This is a genomic window from Pseudomonas sp. SM4, assembly GCF_051913165.1.
Classification (GTDB): domain Bacteria; phylum Pseudomonadota; class Gammaproteobacteria; order Pseudomonadales; family Pseudomonadaceae; genus Aquipseudomonas.
In genome coordinates, this window is sequence record NZ_JBODOE010000003.1 from 239,275 (window position 1) to 256,398 (window position 17,124).

At 58.5% G+C, this 17,124-nt stretch carries 14 protein-coding genes; 6 read left to right on the forward strand and 8 right to left on the reverse strand.

Annotation, left to right across the window (positions count from 1 at the left end; translation table 11 throughout):
• The 6 genes from ACQ4MY_RS06790 to ACQ4MY_RS06815 all read right to left on the reverse strand — a co-directional run bounded on the left by ACQ4MY_RS06790 (nt 1) and on the right by ACQ4MY_RS06815 (nt 9,405).
• Nucleotides 1–393 (reverse strand): protease inhibitor I42 family protein, encoded by a 393-nt coding sequence (locus tag ACQ4MY_RS06790; protein ID WP_008082494.1) that lies wholly within the window; start codon nt 391–393, stop codon nt 1–3.
• 223 nt (nt 394–616) lie between these two features.
• Nucleotides 617–1,006 carry a hypothetical protein gene (locus tag ACQ4MY_RS06795; protein WP_440094483.1) on the reverse strand — a complete coding sequence of 130 codons (390 nt, stop codon included), beginning with the start codon at nt 1,004–1,006 and terminating at the stop codon, nt 617–619.
• A 198-nt stretch (nt 1,007–1,204) separates the two neighbouring features.
• Nucleotides 1,205–3,622, reverse strand: a complete 2,418-nt coding sequence (gene lon, locus ACQ4MY_RS06800; protein ID WP_158835976.1) for an endopeptidase La — start codon at nt 3,620–3,622, stop codon at nt 1,205–1,207.
• Nucleotides 3,623–4,528: 906 nt separating this feature from the next.
• Nucleotides 4,529–4,894 (reverse strand): DUF6124 family protein, encoded by a 366-nt coding sequence (locus ACQ4MY_RS06805; protein WP_440094486.1) that lies wholly within the window; start codon nt 4,892–4,894, stop codon nt 4,529–4,531.
• Between the two features lie 522 nt (nt 4,895–5,416).
• A complete protein-coding gene (locus ACQ4MY_RS06810; protein ID WP_440094488.1) occupies nt 5,417–7,828 on the reverse strand; it encodes a glucose/quinate/shikimate family membrane-bound PQQ-dependent dehydrogenase in 2,412 nt (803 codons plus the stop codon).
• A 215-nt stretch (nt 7,829–8,043) separates the two neighbouring features.
• Nucleotides 8,044–9,405 (reverse strand): carbohydrate porin, encoded by a 1,362-nt coding sequence (locus ACQ4MY_RS06815; protein WP_440094490.1) that lies wholly within the window; start codon nt 9,403–9,405, stop codon nt 8,044–8,046.
• A gap of 332 nt (nt 9,406–9,737) precedes the next feature.
• Here ACQ4MY_RS06815 and ACQ4MY_RS06820 point away from each other — a divergent pair, with 332 nt between their 5' ends.
• Both ACQ4MY_RS06820 and ACQ4MY_RS06825 read left to right on the forward strand, forming a co-directional pair.
• Nucleotides 9,738–9,968 (forward strand): VF530 family DNA-binding protein, encoded by a 231-nt coding sequence (locus ACQ4MY_RS06820; protein WP_008088485.1) that lies wholly within the window; start codon nt 9,738–9,740, stop codon nt 9,966–9,968.
• Between the two features lies 1 nt (nt 9,969).
• Nucleotides 9,970–10,599, forward strand: a complete 630-nt coding sequence (locus ACQ4MY_RS06825; protein WP_440094492.1) for a Pr6Pr family membrane protein — start codon at nt 9,970–9,972, stop codon at nt 10,597–10,599.
• Between the two features lie 145 nt (nt 10,600–10,744).
• Here ACQ4MY_RS06825 and ACQ4MY_RS06830 read toward each other — a convergent pair whose 3' ends face one another.
• Both ACQ4MY_RS06830 and ACQ4MY_RS06835 read right to left on the reverse strand, forming a co-directional pair.
• Nucleotides 10,745–11,530: a siderophore-interacting protein gene (locus ACQ4MY_RS06830; protein ID WP_440094494.1), complete on the reverse strand. Its 786-nt coding sequence runs from the start codon at nt 11,528–11,530 to the stop codon at nt 10,745–10,747.
• Entirely contained in the window at nt 11,527–12,102 is a 576-nt protein-coding gene (locus tag ACQ4MY_RS06835; protein WP_440094495.1) for a PadR family transcriptional regulator, read from the reverse strand. Before ACQ4MY_RS06835 ends, ACQ4MY_RS06830 begins: the two co-directional genes overlap by 4 nt.
• A 535-nt stretch (nt 12,103–12,637) precedes the next feature.
• Between ACQ4MY_RS06835 and ACQ4MY_RS06840 the strand changes: the two genes are divergently transcribed.
• From ACQ4MY_RS06840 to ACQ4MY_RS06855, 4 genes are all read left to right on the forward strand, one after another.
• Entirely contained in the window at nt 12,638–13,129 is a 492-nt protein-coding gene (locus ACQ4MY_RS06840; protein WP_008088477.1) for a CS1 type fimbrial major subunit, read from the forward strand.
• Nucleotides 13,130–13,237: 108 nt separating this feature from the next.
• The gene (locus ACQ4MY_RS06845) at nt 13,238–15,760 is read left to right on the forward strand and encodes a CS1-pili formation C-terminal domain-containing protein (protein ID WP_440094498.1); all 2,523 of its coding nucleotides are present in this window, start codon (nt 13,238–13,240) and stop codon (nt 15,758–15,760) included.
• Nucleotides 15,761–15,832: 72 nt separating this feature from the next.
• Nucleotides 15,833–16,570 carry a hypothetical protein gene (locus ACQ4MY_RS06850; protein ID WP_008088473.1) on the forward strand — a complete coding sequence of 246 codons (738 nt, stop codon included), beginning with the start codon at nt 15,833–15,835 and terminating at the stop codon, nt 16,568–16,570.
• A gap of 33 nt (nt 16,571–16,603) precedes the next feature.
• The gene (locus ACQ4MY_RS06855) at nt 16,604–17,104 is read left to right on the forward strand and encodes a CS1 type fimbrial major subunit (protein WP_440094500.1); all 501 of its coding nucleotides are present in this window, start codon (nt 16,604–16,606) and stop codon (nt 17,102–17,104) included.
• The last annotated feature ends 20 nt before the right edge of the window (nt 17,105–17,124 follow it).

Genomic DNA, 17,124 nt, shown 5'->3' on the forward strand with positions numbered 1-17,124 from the left:
TCAGTTCACCGAAATGGCGCAGTCAAAGGTCTCCACCGGCAACACTTCCGGTGCCCATGGTTGCTGCGAGGTCAGACGCAGACGCCCGGTGCCAGGAGCGAACGCTTGAAAGCGCCAGGTGGAGAGTCCGGCCGCGCCGACCACACCGGCGTCCTCCGGATTGCTGTACACCTCGGGGCTCAGTGCGCGCAGCACGCCACCGGCCGAGTCCTGAATGGCCCAGCGATAACCGGTGGTTGGATTGCTTGGCAACATGACGATCAGGTTTTGCCCGTTGGTCAGCCGCACCGGGCATTCGCTCTGTTTTTCCACGGTCACGTTGTGTTTCGGTTGGCTGGCGCAAGCGGCCAGCAACGAGAGGGCGAGGGGGACAAACAGGCGAGTGGGGGACATAAGGTCAGCGGCTCCGGGCGTTCACGACGAACGGCGAGCATAACTGAAGATGAGACAAAGTGTGACAGTCAGCAAGTCCAGTGTTGTAGCACTGATGCCATCGCTGGCAAGCCAGCTCCCACAGGTTTCTTGGTTGAACACAAGATTGGTGAGCACCAATGAACATTGTGGGAGCTGGCTTGCCAGCGATAGCGGATTTACCGGCGAGGAAAATTAGATGTGATCACGGTATAACCAGATCAACTTCGATGTCCTCGGCGTGTGTATTAAATGTCAGTTTGAAATTCAACCGGTATTTCAGATTGATGTTGTCGAGGGTGGAATTGAATGTACCCGCTTTAGCGTAGTGTTTTCCTGCCATGCTGAGATAGAAAACTTCTCTCAGTCTTTGGTTGGGCACAAACGTTTGCTCACCGTCAGGTGTGGATCGATCGATGACTAACCTGATCGATTGTCCCTCTCTGAATCCAAGCCTGTAGGAACCTTCGATGATGATGTAAGTGCTCTGATTATCTACGGTGATAAGGTCCGTTTCAAAAAGCGGACTACCGTTTTTCGTGGCTATAAATGTTTTTTTGTCTTTTAGTCCGTCGCAATCTTCGTGCGCCCTCATGATGTTGCTCCTCTCATAAATTTAAAATTCATGCCGAGGAACGTTAAAGGAGCTGGTACGGGTTGGGTACTGTCAGCTCTGTCAGTTTTTAAACACTATTTGCAATTAAGATTACGTTTTAATGCCCTGCTGCGGACTTGTTACCTTCATCACGGGGAATCGCTATGCCCGTGACGAAGGTCATTAAATGATGACTTCTTAGAAAAGCACCTTCGCCACATCGGCAAACTTCTTCGCGAAATGCACGGTGATCCCTTCCTTCAGATAATCCGGCAGCTCCTCGAAGTTACCGCGGTTAGGCTCCGGCAAAATCAACTCGAAGATCTTCTGCCGCCGCGCCGCAATCACCTTCTCGCGTACGCCGCCAATCGGCAGTACATGCCCGGTCAACGTCAGTTCGCCGGTCATGGCTACGCCTTTTTTCGGCGGCTGATTACGCGCAAGCGAGAGCAGCGCACTGGCCATGGTCACACCGGCGCTCGGGCCGTCTTTCGGGGTGGCGCCTTCGGGTACGTGCAGGTGGACGAAGGCTTCGTCGAAGAACTTCGCGTCGCCGCCAAACTGTTTCAGGTGCGAGCTGACGTAGCTGTAGGCGATCTCCGCCGATTCCTTCATCACATCGCCCAGTTGCCCGGTGAGTTTGAAACCCCGGTTGAGCGTATGAATGCGCGTCGCTTCGATCGGCAACGTCGCGCCGCCCATGCTGGTCCAGGCCAGACCGGTAATCACACCGGTGCCGGACAGCACTTGTTCGTTGCGGAACACTGGGTGACCTAGCGACGCTTCCAAATCTTTCGGCCCGAGTTTGATCACCGCTTTCGGGTCGTCGATCAGCTTCATCACCGCTTTGCGCACCAGTTTGCCCATCTGTTTTTCGAGCTGGCGCACGCCGGCTTCACGGGCGTAACCGTCGATCAGGGACTTGAGCGCGCTGTCGCTGATGCTCAGGCTGCCCTTGGACACACCGGCCTTTTCCAGCAATTTCGGCCACAGGTGACGCTTGGCGATGGCGACTTTTTCTTCGGTGATGTAACCCGACAGGCGAATCACTTCCATCCGGTCCAGCAGTGGGCCGGGAATCGAATCGAGGGTGTTGGCGGTGCAGACGAACAGGACTTTCGACAAGTCCATGCGCAGGTCGAGGTAATGGTCGAGGAATTCGACGTTCTGTTCCGGGTCGAGGGTTTCCAGCAGCGCCGAGGCCGGGTCGCCCTGGTAGCTCTGGCCCATCTTGTCGATCTCGTCGAGCATGATCACCGGGTTCATCACTTCGACGTCCTTCAGCGCCTGTACGAGTTTGCCCGGCTGTGCGCCGATGTAGGTGCGGCGATGGCCCTTGATCTCGGCTTCGTCGCGCATGCCGCCGAGGCTGAAGCGATAGAACGGCCGCCCGAGGGATTCGGCGATGGATTTGCCGACGCTGGTTTTACCCACGCCCGGCGGGCCGACCAGCAGAACGATGGAGCCGCTGATTTCACCTTTATAAGCACCGACGGCGAGGAATTCGAGGATGCGATCCTTGATGTCATCAAGGCCGGCGTGGTGTTTGTCGAGAATTTTGCGCGCGTGCTTGAGGTCGAGTTTGTCCTCGCCATACACGCCCCACGGCACCGAGGTCGCCCAGTCGAGGTAGTTGCGGGTGACCGCGTACTCCGGCGAGCCGGTTTCGAGGATCGACAGTTTGTTCATTTCCTCTTCGAGACGTTTCTGCACCTGCGCAGGCAGGACTTTGCCTTCGAGGCGTTGTTCGAACTGTTCGAGGTCGGCGCTGCGGTCGTCCTTGGTCAGGCCGAGTTCCTGCTGGATGACCTTGAGTTGTTCCTTGAGGAAGAACTCGCGCTGATGCTCGCCGATCTTGCGGTTAACTTCCGCCGAGATCTCTTTTTGCAGGCGCGCGACTTCGACTTCCTTGCGCAGCATCGGCAGGACTTTTTCCATGCGCTTGAGCATCGGCACGCAGTCGAGCACTTCTTGCAGCTCGGGGCCAGTGGCGGAGGTCAGGGCGGCGGCGAAGTCGGTCAGCGGCGACGGGTCGTTGGGGCTGAAGCGGTTGAGGTAGTTTTTCAGCTCTTCGCTGTACAGCGGGTTGAGCGGCAGCAGTTCCTTGATCGCGTTGATCAGCGCCATGCCGTAGGCCTTGACCTCGTCGGTCGGCTCGGTCGGCTGGTGCGGGTATTCGACTTCGACCAGGTACGGTGGGCGGTGGTGTTTGAGCCAGGTTTTGATGCGTACGCGGCTCAGGCCTTGGGCGACGAATTGCAGTTTGCCGTTTTCGCGGCTGGCGTGATGGACTTTGACCAGCGTGCCGTATTCGGGGAGGGCGCCGGTGTTGAAGTGGCGCGGGTCTTCCTGGGGCGTGTCCATGAAGAACAGGGCCAGGGAGTGGTGGTCGGATTTGCTGACGAGGTCGAGGGTTTCGGCCCAGGGTTCTTCGTTGACGATGACCGGCAGGACTTGCGCCGGGAAGAACGGGCGGTTGTGGATCGGGATGATGTAGACCTTGTCCGGCAGGTTTTGGCCTGGCAGGGCGAGGCCTTTGCCGGAGGAGGTGTGTTCGATGTGGTCGTCTTCGGTGTAGTCGTCGGGGTGATCGGGGAATTCTTGCTGGTCGCTCATGGGGCACCTGCGCAATGGGGTATGGGTCTTAGATGGGGCAGGCTTTCGGTGGTTTCAATGGGAGGGGATGTTTCTGCTTGTGTGTTCAGGGTTTTGACAGGGGTCACGCTTTGGGGTTGGCGGCCTTTGGGCCGACCATGTTCTTGGGGTTTGGGTGTATATCCGTTGCTGCGGTAACGGCTGCTTAGGGTTTCGCCCTGACGGCGACTCACTTTTTTGACAAACGCCTCAAAAAAGTAAGCAAAAAAACGCTTGCTCCTACGTGCGGCCCGCTCGCTGGGGCTCGGGGTTCCTTCGCTGCGGGATTGATCCGGGGGGCATCGCCTACGGTTTGCTTCGCTGCACCTCCTCTCGATGTGTTTGGCTGCGCCAAACGGTCGCTGCGCTCCCACCCCCGGATCAATCCCTCCGCTCAGCCTTCCGACGTCGCTCGTGGATCAAGATCAAGATCAAGAGCTGCAGCCGAGCTAACGCTCATCCTGTTGAGTGGTGAAGAGCGGGCTCGATGCGAAAATTTATCGGGTGAACTCAATTCCTGTGAGCTGGCTTGCCAGCGATGGCGGCCTGACAGCCGACCTGGTTCTGGCGGATGAACTCGATTCAAATGTAGGAGCTGCCGAAGGCTGCGATCTTTTGATCTTGTAGGAGTAAAGCTTGCTCGCGATAACGGCCTGACAGCCGACCTGTGTCTGGCGGGTGAACTCGATTCACATGTAGGAGCTGCCGAAGGCTGCGATCTTTTGATCTTGTAGGAGTAAAGCTTGCTCGCGATAACGGCCTGCCAGCCGACCTGGTTCTGGCGGATGAACTCGATTCACATGTAGGAGCTGCCGAAGGCTGCGATCTTTTGATTTTAAAAATCCAGATCAACAGATCGCAGCCTTCGGCAGCTCCTACAGGTCGGTGTCAGTTTTGGGTGGGGAGTTCGTGGTTATCCAGTGCGCGGTTCACCGCGAGTTCGGCGAGCATGATGATTTGCTGGATCGCCAGAATCGTGCGTCGCTGCGGCAGTTCGATGTAGGCGGCGATGTCGCTGGTCATGAGGCTAGCTTGGGCCAGGGATTCGCAGGCGTGGACCAGCAGGCTTTCGTTGTCTTGATCGGGGGCGACCTGGAACATGGTGCTGGGTTTGTGGAAGCGCAGGGTGAGTGCGTTGGGTTTGAGGTAGTGGTCGAGGGCGCGTTCGGCGGCGTCGTGGAATCTTTTTGAGCCGGGGAATTCGTAAGGGGTGGTGTCTTCCGCTGCGGGCGGATTGGGTGTTGGTTTGATCATGGTGAAGCTCCGAATGATGAGTGGTGCTGTCACTCTCAATCGCCGCGACGCGACAAAGGGTGGCAGCTGTACGCAGGTTCGCGGACCGAGCCATTCGGCAATCTCGGCATACCCGAAGGTATCCCGCGCACAGCCACCATCAAACCAAACAACAAGCACCTGAGCGCTCCCGTTTGGGTCGGCGATTATGCATCAAATCGAATGAACTGCTCGGGCCGCGACGCCCGTTCGCTGAATTTGCAGCGACCCTAAGAGCCTATCCACCCAATTTCCGAGGCACAACCGACGCGACTTGTGGGAAAAACTCCGTTCAATCACCAGCATTTGTAGGACGAGCACACTTCCCACAGCCAACCCATTCCGCCCTGTAGGAGCTGCCGAAGGCTGCGATCTTTTGATCTGGCTTTTAAAAGTCAAAAGTCAAAAGATCGCAGCCTTCGGCAGCTCCTACATGGATATGTGGTGCACAAAAAAGGCGATGTCCCTCACGAGACATCGCCTTTGTTTTACCGCCGTTGAAACTTATTCCGGCAGTTTGTAGGCAATGATGTAGTCGCCCATTTTAGTGCCCAGCGAGCCGTGACCGCCGACAACGAGCAGCACGTATTGCTTGCCGTCTTTGCCGGTGTAGGTCATCGGGGTCGCTTGACCACCCGCCGGCAGACGCGATTTCCACAGCTCTTTACCGCTGTTCACGTCGTACGCGCGCAGGTACTGGTCGAGGGTGCCGCTGAGGAAGCCGACGCCGCCAGCCGTGACCATCGAGCCGCCCATGCTAGGCACGCCCAGGGTGAAGCCGATCGGGATTGGCGAGCTGTCGCGGCTGGTGCCGTTTTTGCGTTTCCACACGACTTTGCCGGTGGTCAGGTCGATACCGGCAACGTAGCCCCAGGCCGGGGCCTGGCACGGTACGCCGAGTGGCGACATGAACGGGTGCATGATCACGGCGTATGGCGCGCCGGTGTTCGGTTGCACGCCAGCGGTTTCGCTTTCGCGTTTGCTGCCGGCGGCAACTTGCTCGCGTGGCACCATTTTCGAAACGAAGGCCATGTAGTTCGGGCTGGTGAACAACATTTGGCGAACCGGATCGACCGAAACGCCGCCCCAGTTGAACACGCCGACGTTACCCGGGTAGATCAGGCTGCCCTGTTCCGACGGCGGGGTGTACTGGCCTTCGTAACGCAGTTCTTTGAACTGGATGCGGCACAGCATCTGGTCGAACGGGCTCGCGCCCCACATGGCTTTTTCGGTGAGTTCCGGGGCCAGCAGGTTGAGGTCCGAACGGGCCTGGGTCGGTGCGGTGTGGTCGCCTTTGACGGCGCCCTGCGGTACCGGGATTTCCTTGATCGGAATGATCGGCGTGCCGTCACGACGGTCGAGGACGTACAGGCTGCCCTGTTTGGTCGGGGCGATCAGCGCCGGTTTCACGCCGTCGGCGGTTTTCATGTCGAGCAGGGTTGGCTGGCTGCCAACGTCCATGTCCCACAGGTCGTGGTGGGTGAACTGGTAGTTCCAGCGCACTTTACCGGTGGCCAGATCCAGAGCAACGATACCGGCGCTGAATTTCTCGGCGCCCGGGGTGCGGTCAGCGCCCCACTGGTCTGGAGTCTGGTTGCCCAGTGGCAGGTAAACCATGCCGAGTTTTTCGTCGACGCTGGCCAGCGACCACATGTTCGCCGAGTTGCGGCTGTAGGTTTCGCCCGGTGCCAAAGGCTCGGTGGCGTCTGGCTTGTCGCTGTCCCAGTTCCATACGAGGTGACCGTCGTGCACGTCGAAGGCGCGGATCACACCCGATGGCTCGTTGGTCGATTCGTTGTCGGTGACGTGACCGCCCATGATCACCAGATCACGAGTAATCGCGGCCGGCGAGGTGGAGTAGTAGCCACCAGCGGTGAACGGGCCGATGCCTTGGGTCAGGTCAACCACACCGTTGGTGCCGAAGCCTTCGCAGATTTTGCCGGTGTCGGCGTTCAGCGCGATCAGACGGGCATCAGCGGTTGGCAGGTACAGACGACGCGGGCAGGCCTGAGCAACGGCTTTGCCGGCTTCGGAAATCACAGCGGACGCTGCGTTTTCAGTTTTGGCGTACGCGGCTTCGTCGTAGTACGACACGCCACGGCAAGTCATGTGGGCGAAGCCTTTGAAGCCGACCGGGCTCTTGATCTGCGGGTCGAAGCGCCACAGTTCTTTGCCGGTGTCCGGATCCAGGGCCAACACTTTGCTGTGCGCGGTGCAGGCGTAGACCATACCGTTGGCTTTCAGCGGGGTGTTTTCGTTGGTCAGCTCGACCGGGTCATCCGCCGTTGGCAGGTCGCCGGTCTGGATGCGCCAGGCTTCTTGCAGCTTGCCGACGTTGGCCGGGGTGATCTGCTTCAGCGGCGAATAACGGTCACCGAATTCGGTGCGGCCGTAGGCCTGCCAGTCGCCATCGGGCATGGCTGGTGCGGTGCTGCTGGTGTCGGCGGTGTCGCGGCCCAGTTCGCCGAAGGTTTCGCCCGGATGGGTAAACAGGCTGATCAGCGCGGTGAGACCGGCCAGAACCACGGCCACGGTCAGGCCGCGAGTGCCCATTGGCGCCGGGCCGTCAAGCAGCAGCGGACGACGGAACCACGGCAGCAACATCACGAAGCCGAGGACAAACCACAGGGCCAGACGTGGCACCAGTTGCCACCAGTCCAGACCGACTTCCCACAGCGCCCAAACGGTGCTGGCAAACAGGACGACGGCGTACAGGCCCAGCGCCGCGCGACGGCGCATCAGCAACAGGATGCCGCTCAGCGCAATGCCGATACCGGCCAGCAGGTAATACAACGAGCCGCCGAGCATGCTCAGCTTGACCCCTCCGGCCAACATGGCCAGGCCCATCAGTAGAAGCAGAATGCCGAGCAGGCTCGGTAGCAAACGGCCCCGACTCGAAGCACTTTCGGTGCTCATAGTGTGATTCTCCGTGACGTTTATGTAGTCCCGCGCTGTAGTCACTGTAGATGACGATTGAGCGCGGGCATGGTTCAGATAAAAACTTGTCTAGCTAACGAATTTCATGTGGGAGCGAGCCTGCTCGCGAAAGCGGTGTGTCAGTCGACTTCTTTGGTGAAGTTGAAATTGCTTTCGCGAGCAGGCTCGCTCCCACATTGGATCTCAGTGTTTCTTTAGAACGAGGACTGGATTTTGATCCCGCCGATCAGGGCGTCGTCGACGTCGTTCACGCCACCGGGGTGGCGGATGTATTGCAGGTTCGGACGTATGGTCAGCCAATTTGTTACATGCACGCCGTAATACAACTCGGCGCTGTATTCAGTGTCTTGCGGTGGCAAGAACGCCGGATCGTCATAGTCGTAAACGGCATTGGCCTGATTCGTCGCTTCGGCGTTTTTGCGGTACGCCGGGTTGACGTGCACGCGGGCGAGGGCGAAACCGATGTCGTCCTTGGCGCGCGCGTCGAACGGGCCTTTGTAGGTAATGCCGGCCTGCACGTAGTTGTCGATCGCGTTGGTTTTCTTGTCGTGCATCGTGCCGTTGGCGAATACGCTCAATCCGCGACTGTTGTCGCTGGCCACGCTGGTGACTTGCTGCTGAATGCCCAGCCAGATGCCGTGTTTGCTCGACGCGCTGCGATAGGCCTCGCCGCTGAGGGCCGCCGGTTGGCCGTTCTGATCTTTATAAGCGTCAGTGGCTTTGGCGTTGCTGTAGTAGTAACCGGCGCGGTATTCGCCCGGCAGGCCGTTGAGCTTCGGCGTCCACACCAGTTCGATCGGCAGGATCGCGCCCTGGGTGCCGCTGCCGCTGAGTTTGAAGCCGTTGCCGCGATCAAGGTTCGACGGGTTCTGCTCATAGGCACCGACCTGCGCGTACAACTCTGGGGTCAGGTGATATTTGACGCGCAGCGCCCATTGGCTGACCGGCCAGTTGTACCAGATGCCGCCGACCCAGTTGCCGACCTGCGAGCCGCAGAACGCGAGATTCTGGAAGTCGCACGGGAAGCTGTTGAAGTCTTCGCCTTCGCCGAAACGGCCGACTTTGATGTCGAGTTTCTGATCGAAGAATTTCTGCTGATACCACATCTGCGTCAGGCGCGTGGTCTGGCCACGGCCCCAGACTTCCTGGGCCGAAGTGAAGCCGCCGACGCGCGGATCGTTGATGCGGTCGTTGCTGATGTTGTTGCCGCTGCGTTTGGTGATGGTCAGTTGAAACTCGGCATCGTCCCAGCCGAGGATCTTTTGCAGATCGAGGTGCGTGCCGAGACCGAACTGATCGCTGTAACGCGCGGTGCGGTCGTGATCGTAGCCGCCGTGCAGATTACTGCCCATTTCGCCGGTGTAATCGAGTTTGAAGTCGTAGCCTTTTTCCGAGAGTTCGGTGCGCGTGCCGTTCCAGTCACCGAGCATGTACGGTGATTCGCTGTCGAACGCGGGAGCCGCTTGGACGCAAGTGGCGAGGCCAAGGGCGGTGCAGCCACCGATGGCGCGCAGGGCTGAGATAGCGCTGTCTCGGGAGAAGGAAAAATCGGGCATGAATAAGTCTTTTTTTGGTGTTTTCGGGGTGCAAACTGAGCGCTTCAATATGTCGCAGGCAGTGAAGCGATTCAGCTGAAGGGCGGCAGGATAATGATCTGTAACAAATTGAGAAAGGCCTTTTGTGAACATGCATCCTTTCAGATTTGGTAACAGTGCGAAAAGATCGCAGCCTTCGGCAGCTCCTACATTGAAATGCGTGCACCAGTAGGAGCTGCCGAAGGCTGCGATCTTTCGACCTTGACCTACATTTGAAGGAAGCCCTTCCACCGAACCACCCCCTCGGCTAAGGTGCGCGGCTTCCGCATTTTTCACTTGCCCAAAGGCCTGGCATGAACGACCAAACCCCCGATCCGCTGCACGGCGTCACCCTCGAACAGATCCTCAACGCTTTGGTGACTCATTACGAATGGTCGGGGCTGGCCGAGCGCATTGATATTCGCTGCTTCAAAAGCGATCCGAGCATCAAATCGAGCCTGACGTTTCTGCGTAAAACCCCGTGGGCGCGGGAGAAAGTCGAGCGCCTGTACGTGAAGTTGATGCGCACCAAGCGACCACTCTGAAATGGACACCGTCCGGCGGCGACGCCTGATCACCTGCGCTGCTGTAATGGGCTGGGCGGGGCTGGGTATTCAGCTTTATCTGATTTTTTTTGCGCGTTTGAGCGTCGGCGCCAGCCTGTTGGGCGGGCTGGTGAGTTTTTTCAGTTACTTCACGATATGGACGAATACGCTGGTGGCGACGGTGCTGACCTGCGCCGTGACCGCTCGCGAATCCGCCGCACGCCGTTGGTTTCTACAGCCGTGGGTGAGCAGTGGGATTGCCGTGAGCATTGTCGTGGTCGGCCTGGCCTACAGCATTTTGCTGCGGCATTTGTGGCACCCGGAAGGTTGGCAGTTTGTCGCCGATGAGCTGCTGCACGACGTGATGCCGCTGCTGTTTTTGGGGTATTGGTGGGTGTGCGTACTGAAGGGCACGTTGCGCTGGTGGCATCTGCCGCTGTGGCTGATTTATCCGCTGGTGTACTTCATCTACGCCTTGCTGCGCGGGCATTTGCTCGGCGCGTATGCATATCCGTTCATTGATGTGGCGGTGTTGGGTTATCCACAGGTGTTTATCAATGCCGGGGGGATATTGCTGGGGTTTGTGGTGATTGGGTTGCTGGTGATCGGCCTCGACCGATTTCGCCGATGACCCTCAAAAGATCGCAGCCTTCGGCAGCTCCTACATTGGAATGCGTACCTCTGTAGGAGCTGCGGCACGCTGCGATCTTTTGATCTTGTTTTTGAACAATCAACGATCAAAAGATCGCAGCCTTCGGCAGCTCCTACAGGGGATATCACTCTTCTTCGGAACCTTCGGCGCGCCAGTAGCCGACGGCTTTGATCAGTTGCTCATCCAGCCCGTGCTCATCGATCAGGACACGGCGAATCTGCCGTGAGACTTTGGTCTCCGTCGCCACCCACGCATACAGATTGCCTTTGGGCACCTGCAACTGTTTCACCGTGCTCAGCAGGTTGTCCTTGCCGCCCTCACGCAACACCCAGATCACATTGACCTGCGCTGCGCTCTCCAGCACTTGCTGTTCAGCACCGTTTTCCACCTCGATCACGACCAAGGCTTTGCGATTCGCCGCCAAACCTTCAAGGCGACGGGCGATGGCGGGCAGGGCGGTTTCATCTCCGATCAGCAGGTAGCTGTCGAAGATATCCGGCACGATCATCGAGCCACGCGGCCCGCCGATGTGCAGGAATTGCCCCGGTGCAGCTTGCTCGGCCCAGGTCGACGCAGGGCCGTCACCGTGCAGTACAAAATCGATGTCCAGCTCCAGCGCATCCAGGTCATAACGACGCGGCGTGTAGTCGCGCATTTCGGGCTTCGGCCCATCGTCCTTGCCGGCGCTGAGCACCATGGTTTCCAGCGCGGCGGCCTGCTCGGCGTTCTGCGGGAACAGCAGTTTGACGTGATCGTCCGTGCCCAGGCTGATAAACCCGGCCAGCTCAGGCCCGCCGAGGGTGATGCGGCGCATGCGCGGCGTCAGGTCGACCACGCGCAACACTTCAAGCTTGCGGCGTTTGATTTCGTGCATCACGCGGTGAATGGTTTGGGTATCGACTGCAGTCATTCGGCTTTCTCCGAGGCAGGTTGAACGGCGGGGCCGTCGACGATGGCTTTGGCGGTGTCGTTGAGCAGGTCACGCACGCGCAGGATTTCTTCCGGGCTCCAGCGGCCGTGGTGCATTTGCAGGGCGTGACGCAAGTTGTGCACGGCTTCATGGATTTCGGCGGGACGGTCATGGCCGCGCAGCGAGCGTTTGCTGACGTCGATGCGCATGCGCACGCCATCGAGCGCCACGGTTTGCTCGCCCAAAGACAAACGACCGGCCTCGGTGACGCTGTAGCGTTTTTTGCCGCCCTCGGCGTCACCGGCAATCAGGTCGCTTTCTTCGAGGAAGGTCAGGGTCGGGTAGATCACGCCGGGGCTCGGGCTGTAGGCGCCGTCGAACATGCCTTCGATCTGTCGGATCAAGTCGTAGCCGTGGCACGGCTGTTCGGCGATCAACGCCAACAGCAGCAATTTCAAATCACCGGGGGCGAATACCCGTGGGCCGCGGCCGCCGCGTTCGCGACCGGGGCGTTTTTCGAAGCCGTCACGGCCGTCGCCATGTTCGCGGTGGGGGGAATGATGGTCTCTCATTTCAGTCTTCTCTCGTCGTGTTTAGATACAACTTAAGATATATCTTATGGCTTAATCAAGCTGAAATGACCAACGGTCGAGCAGGTCTGCACGGGCGCGCAGATGGCGCAAGGGGCGCCCGAGGAGGATTTTTTCGCCGCGCCGGTAACAATAAATGCCTATACAACTTTCAGTTAGTTTGATTAATTACTCTAAAGCATCGATGTCGTCCTTATTTTATTGCGTGTGTAGTTTGCTTCTTACAGAAGTTGCATGGCCTGCAACTTTTTCATTTTGTCCTGATGTAGTATCGGTCTTACAGTTACTCAAGTGTTTTTCTTGAAAGTTGCTGTTTTTCTTTCAAGTCGAATCGCCCTTTGGCTACGCACTCGTCAGAAACGGCCTGCTTATTTCGTGGTGGTAATAGGGGAATATTCCTCGGCGTTGAACGTCCACTTTCTTACATGTCTGAAGCCGGCTGGTCTTCATTCTTCTGTTCATGTAAGCAGCACTGGACTTCAGCCATCTCCCACAACGAAATGACAGGAAGTTAATCATGCTCAAGCAACTTGCAATCGCTACTCCTCTGGCCATCCTGACGCTGGGTGCTTCGGTGGCCTTTGCGGCTGAAGAATCGCGCACCGCCATCAATATCGTCGCGGACATTCCGAGCAAGGTGTTCCACGCCCAGCCGGTCGATCCGAACTTCGGTAAAAACGAAGAAATGCGCTACGTCATCGGCGCTGGCACGTTGTCCCCGGTGCGCGGCACCTATGACATCCAGCACAGCCAGGGCTCGGTAGGCGCTTACGTTGAAGGTGGGCCGCAGCCTTTGTTCAACGGTGCCAATACCATTGCCCTGACGTACACCTTCAACGGTAAAACCCTCACCGGCGTGTCTGAAGAAGTTGTAGGCGACACCGAATCCAATGGCGGCATGCGTGCCGATCTGGTGATCACCGCCGCCAAACCGGCCGATGGCCAGTCCGGCCTGTACACCGCCACGCCGGTGGTGATGTTCGACGCGATTCCGCGCATCACGCCGTAAAGCGCTGTCGGTCATTGCCGTTTTTGGCAATGCGTTCGTCCGGCCGATCGCTAATAAACAGTGTTCGGCCGGCGTTTGGCCAATCAAACAAAAAGAGTAACTAAGTTCATGTTTCCGATGACACCCATCGCGGCAGCGCTTGCACTTTTTTTATGTGCCAATGCCTTGGCTGCGTCTACCGATGCCAGTCATACACCGCGTAACTTGTTGGCGCAGGCCAAAGGGCTGCCGAGCGAATTCGAAGAGCACTTCTTTGATGTGCCGCTGGCGGTGCGTGTTGAATTGGATCAACAGTTTCTGGGCGAGGCGATGATTGTTCTATCACGCAATGATCGCATCACCCTCCTCGAGTTTACCGAGAGTGTCGACAGCAACTTTAGCGCCACTGAACGCGATGTCTGGGCCGACTATCTCGGTCGTGGTGTCGCATTGGGCGCCTGTCAGGGCAGTTGCCCGGAGCAGATGCTCGCGGTGCACTACAACCTGGAAAATTCGCTGGTGTCGATCGTCACCGAAAATGCCGAGCGCGACAGTCAGGCCCCACGTTACTACCTGCAACCGCAAGCCGGCAGCACCGGTTTGATTGTGCGCAATCAGCTCAACCTCAACGGTGGTCAGGATCAGGATCTCGGAGGCCGTTACGGTCTGGTCACCAGCAGCAGCCTTGGTAACTGGACGCAAAGCCTGAACGTACAAATGGCCCGTCTCGGCGGCTCGGACGAGCAGATGTATCACGCCGTGCAAGAGCTCTACAGCCAGAAAGAACTGCAAGGCCGTTTTATTCGCCTAGGCTATTTCATGCCTGATTCGGAAGGCTTGACCCGTCAGCCGCGTTCGTTCGGTGTCAGCCCGGACACCGCGGTGGGCGCCATGTACGGCAGCTCCGACAGCCTCGCCATCGACAATCCGAAACCCAGCGTTTATCCGCTCTACGTCACCGCGAACCGCCAGGCTTCGGTGGAGATTTATCGCAACGGCATGTTGATCAACACACAACCGGTCGACGCCGGTCTGCAAACTCTGGACACCCGACCGTTGCCCGGCGGCATTTATGAAGTCGAAGTGCGTTTGATCGAAGACGGTCAGATCACCTCCACCACGTCCGAGCTGATCTACAAACCGAACAACTGGCGCAATCATGACGAGCGCTGGCGCTACAACGTGTTCGCCGGGCGCGAGAGCAAATTGTGGAGCAACTGGGACGATCAGGCCTCCGGCGGCATGACCGCTGGCGCGGCGTTCAACTACCTGCTGCACCCTCGGGTCATCGTCGGGTTCTCCGGACGCCAGATCAGCGAAAAACTGCAGTACGGCACCTCGATCGACTGGACGCTGGCCAATAACACCAGCGTGTTCGGCAACGTTTACCAAACCGAAGACCACGGCACCGGCCTCGATCTGCAGGGCATGTACAGCTACGGCTCCGGCAGTATTTTCCTGACCCACAACCGCAGCTGGCTCGACACCACTAACACCTACGAAACCTTGCCCGACGGCACACGAGTGCGGCAGCGCAACGTGTTCATCGGCCAGACCAGCAACTCGGCGCTGTCGGTGAATCATCGGGTCAGCAACAAAAGTTCGATCAATGCGCGGGTGTCGCACAGTGACGGCAATATCGAAGGTGTCGGTCTCGATCTCGGCTGGACGCAGCGCGGCGAATTGTTTGGCAGCGATGCCAACTGGCGTCTGTCGGTGTTCGACCGCCCCGGCAGTTTCAGCAGCGGCGATGCGCGCAATCGCGGGGTCGATCTGAGTGTCAGTCTGGCGCTTGGTGCACCGGGTGAGCAGATTTCCGGCAGCCTTGGTTCGCGCACTTCGCGTGATGGCGGACGTGACAACAACGCGTCCGTCACCTACCGCAAAGACCTGCAGGATCACCTGCTGCAAAGCGTCTCGGCCACAGCGATCACCGACACCTATGGTTTGGGGCTTTCCGGGACTGGCAGCTTCCAGAGTGACGCGGTCAACGGCGACGGTTTCGTTCAGCGTTCGTCGTTCAACGGCAATCTCACGGGGGGCTTGAACCTCGACAGCACCATCGCGTTGAGCGGTCAGCACCTGGCCATGACCCGTCAACACGACCGAGGTGGCGCCGGAATGATCGTCGACGTCGAGTCCGACCTGGACAACATCGCCCTGCGCGCCGACGACCTCAGTGGTGGCAGCGCCAACTTGCGGCCGGGACGCAATTTCATCCCGATCACCGCATACAAAAAAGGCACGGTGAGCTTCGATTTTGAAGGCAACGACGTGCCGGCCGCCGCGATCCAGCCGGCGCGCATGAGTTATCACTTGAACAAGGGGGGCGTGGACTATCGAAAAATCCGCGTGATGAAAACCCTGACGGTGCTCGGCCGCTTGATCGACCCCAAAGGTCAACCGCTCAAGGGCCACCACATCATCAACCACGCCAGCCGTGGGGTGAGTGAAGTCGACGGGTTCTTCTCGATGGAAATGAACGCCGGCGCGCCGACCCTGGAAGTGCGTCAGGGCGATCAATTGCTCTGCCGCTTCCGCCTGAACACCGATGCCGCCCGGGTGGAAAACAACGTGCTGATGATTGGCGATTTGCGCTGCACGCCGGACACCTTGGCGGACACCGCCAATGGCAATGAAACCGCTGGTTGATCCGACCTTAAACCCGTCACTCGCTGTGACAGCCCGTTGCGGCTGTGTTGAATATACAGAGGCAAATCGAACATGAAACGTTTGTTGGCAGTTGGTTTTTTCTTGTGTGCGCCCCTCGCTTTTGCTGCTCCGCAGATCAACGTCGGCGTGGTCTACGACTATCTGGATGCTGACAAAAGCACCTATCTGAAACGCATCTTCAATGGCGGCGACAGTACCGCGTTCATCAAGATCAATATTCTCGAAATGATCTTCGATGAGCAGGGCGCTGCCCGCGAAATTCCTCTGCAATCCCAGGCCGGTGCCACGGCACGCGACGGCCTGATGGCCAGCCCGGCGCGGCTGATCGTGCCGGCCAACGGCACTCAAGGCACGCGCTTGTTGTACATGGGCGCGCGCGATCAGGAACGCTATTTTCGCGTCCGTTTTGTGCCGGTGGTGCCTGAAGCCGCCGACGAATTTGCGCTCACGGATGAAGAGCAGGCGGACTACAAAAAAGACTTCGCGGCCGGCGTTACGGTGCTGGCCGGTTACGGCACGGTGTTTTTCGTGCGGCCGAAAAACACCCGGTTCGACAGCGTCATCGATGACGGCAACGGCCAATATCAAATCCGCAATAACGGCAACAGCGTGGTGGTCATCGACGAGTTCAAGGACTGTGCCGTGGGCAATGACCAGGACTGCCAGCCGACCACCAAACACCACATTCTGGCCGGGCGCACTTTCCGTTTCGACAAGCAGGCCGGGCGCAATTACCGCTTCACGGTGGTTGAAGGCGCGGCGAAAAAGAAAGTCGACGTGAAGGGTTAGGCACACCGCGATTTGGATGGCAGAGGAACGATCATGAACAGGCGAAAAATTGCACGGGTGACGCTGACCGGTTTGTTACTGGCCTGCACCTGTGCCCACGCGGCGCGCGAGGTGCAGGAGTTTGAAGTGTCGGTGAGCATTCCCTCTTCAGGGTTCCATGTCTTGCCGGCAGATCCTGGCTGGATCAGTCGCGAACAGCGGCTGCCGTGGAGTTTGCTCAACTCGACGCTCGGTGGTCTGCGCAAGGATTTTGATGTGAAAAACGAGGGCGGGGCGATCGAGGCGCAACTGGACGGTGTGGCTTATCTGTCCAGTGGCGAGAGCCAGCACAATATCAATCTGCAGGTGGTGTTCAACGGCAGAGTGCTGAAAGTCGGCGAGGCGGTTGAAGTGGTTTCCTCGGTTGACGCCAAGCAGGGGCGACGCGTGTTGCTGGAAATCACCCCGCAGAGACCGGAAGACGGGGTTTATAAACCGGGCAGTTATTTCGGCAACGTCAACATGATGTTCAACGCCGTTTTACCCGGTGCTTGAGACCGATTGTCCGGACTGAA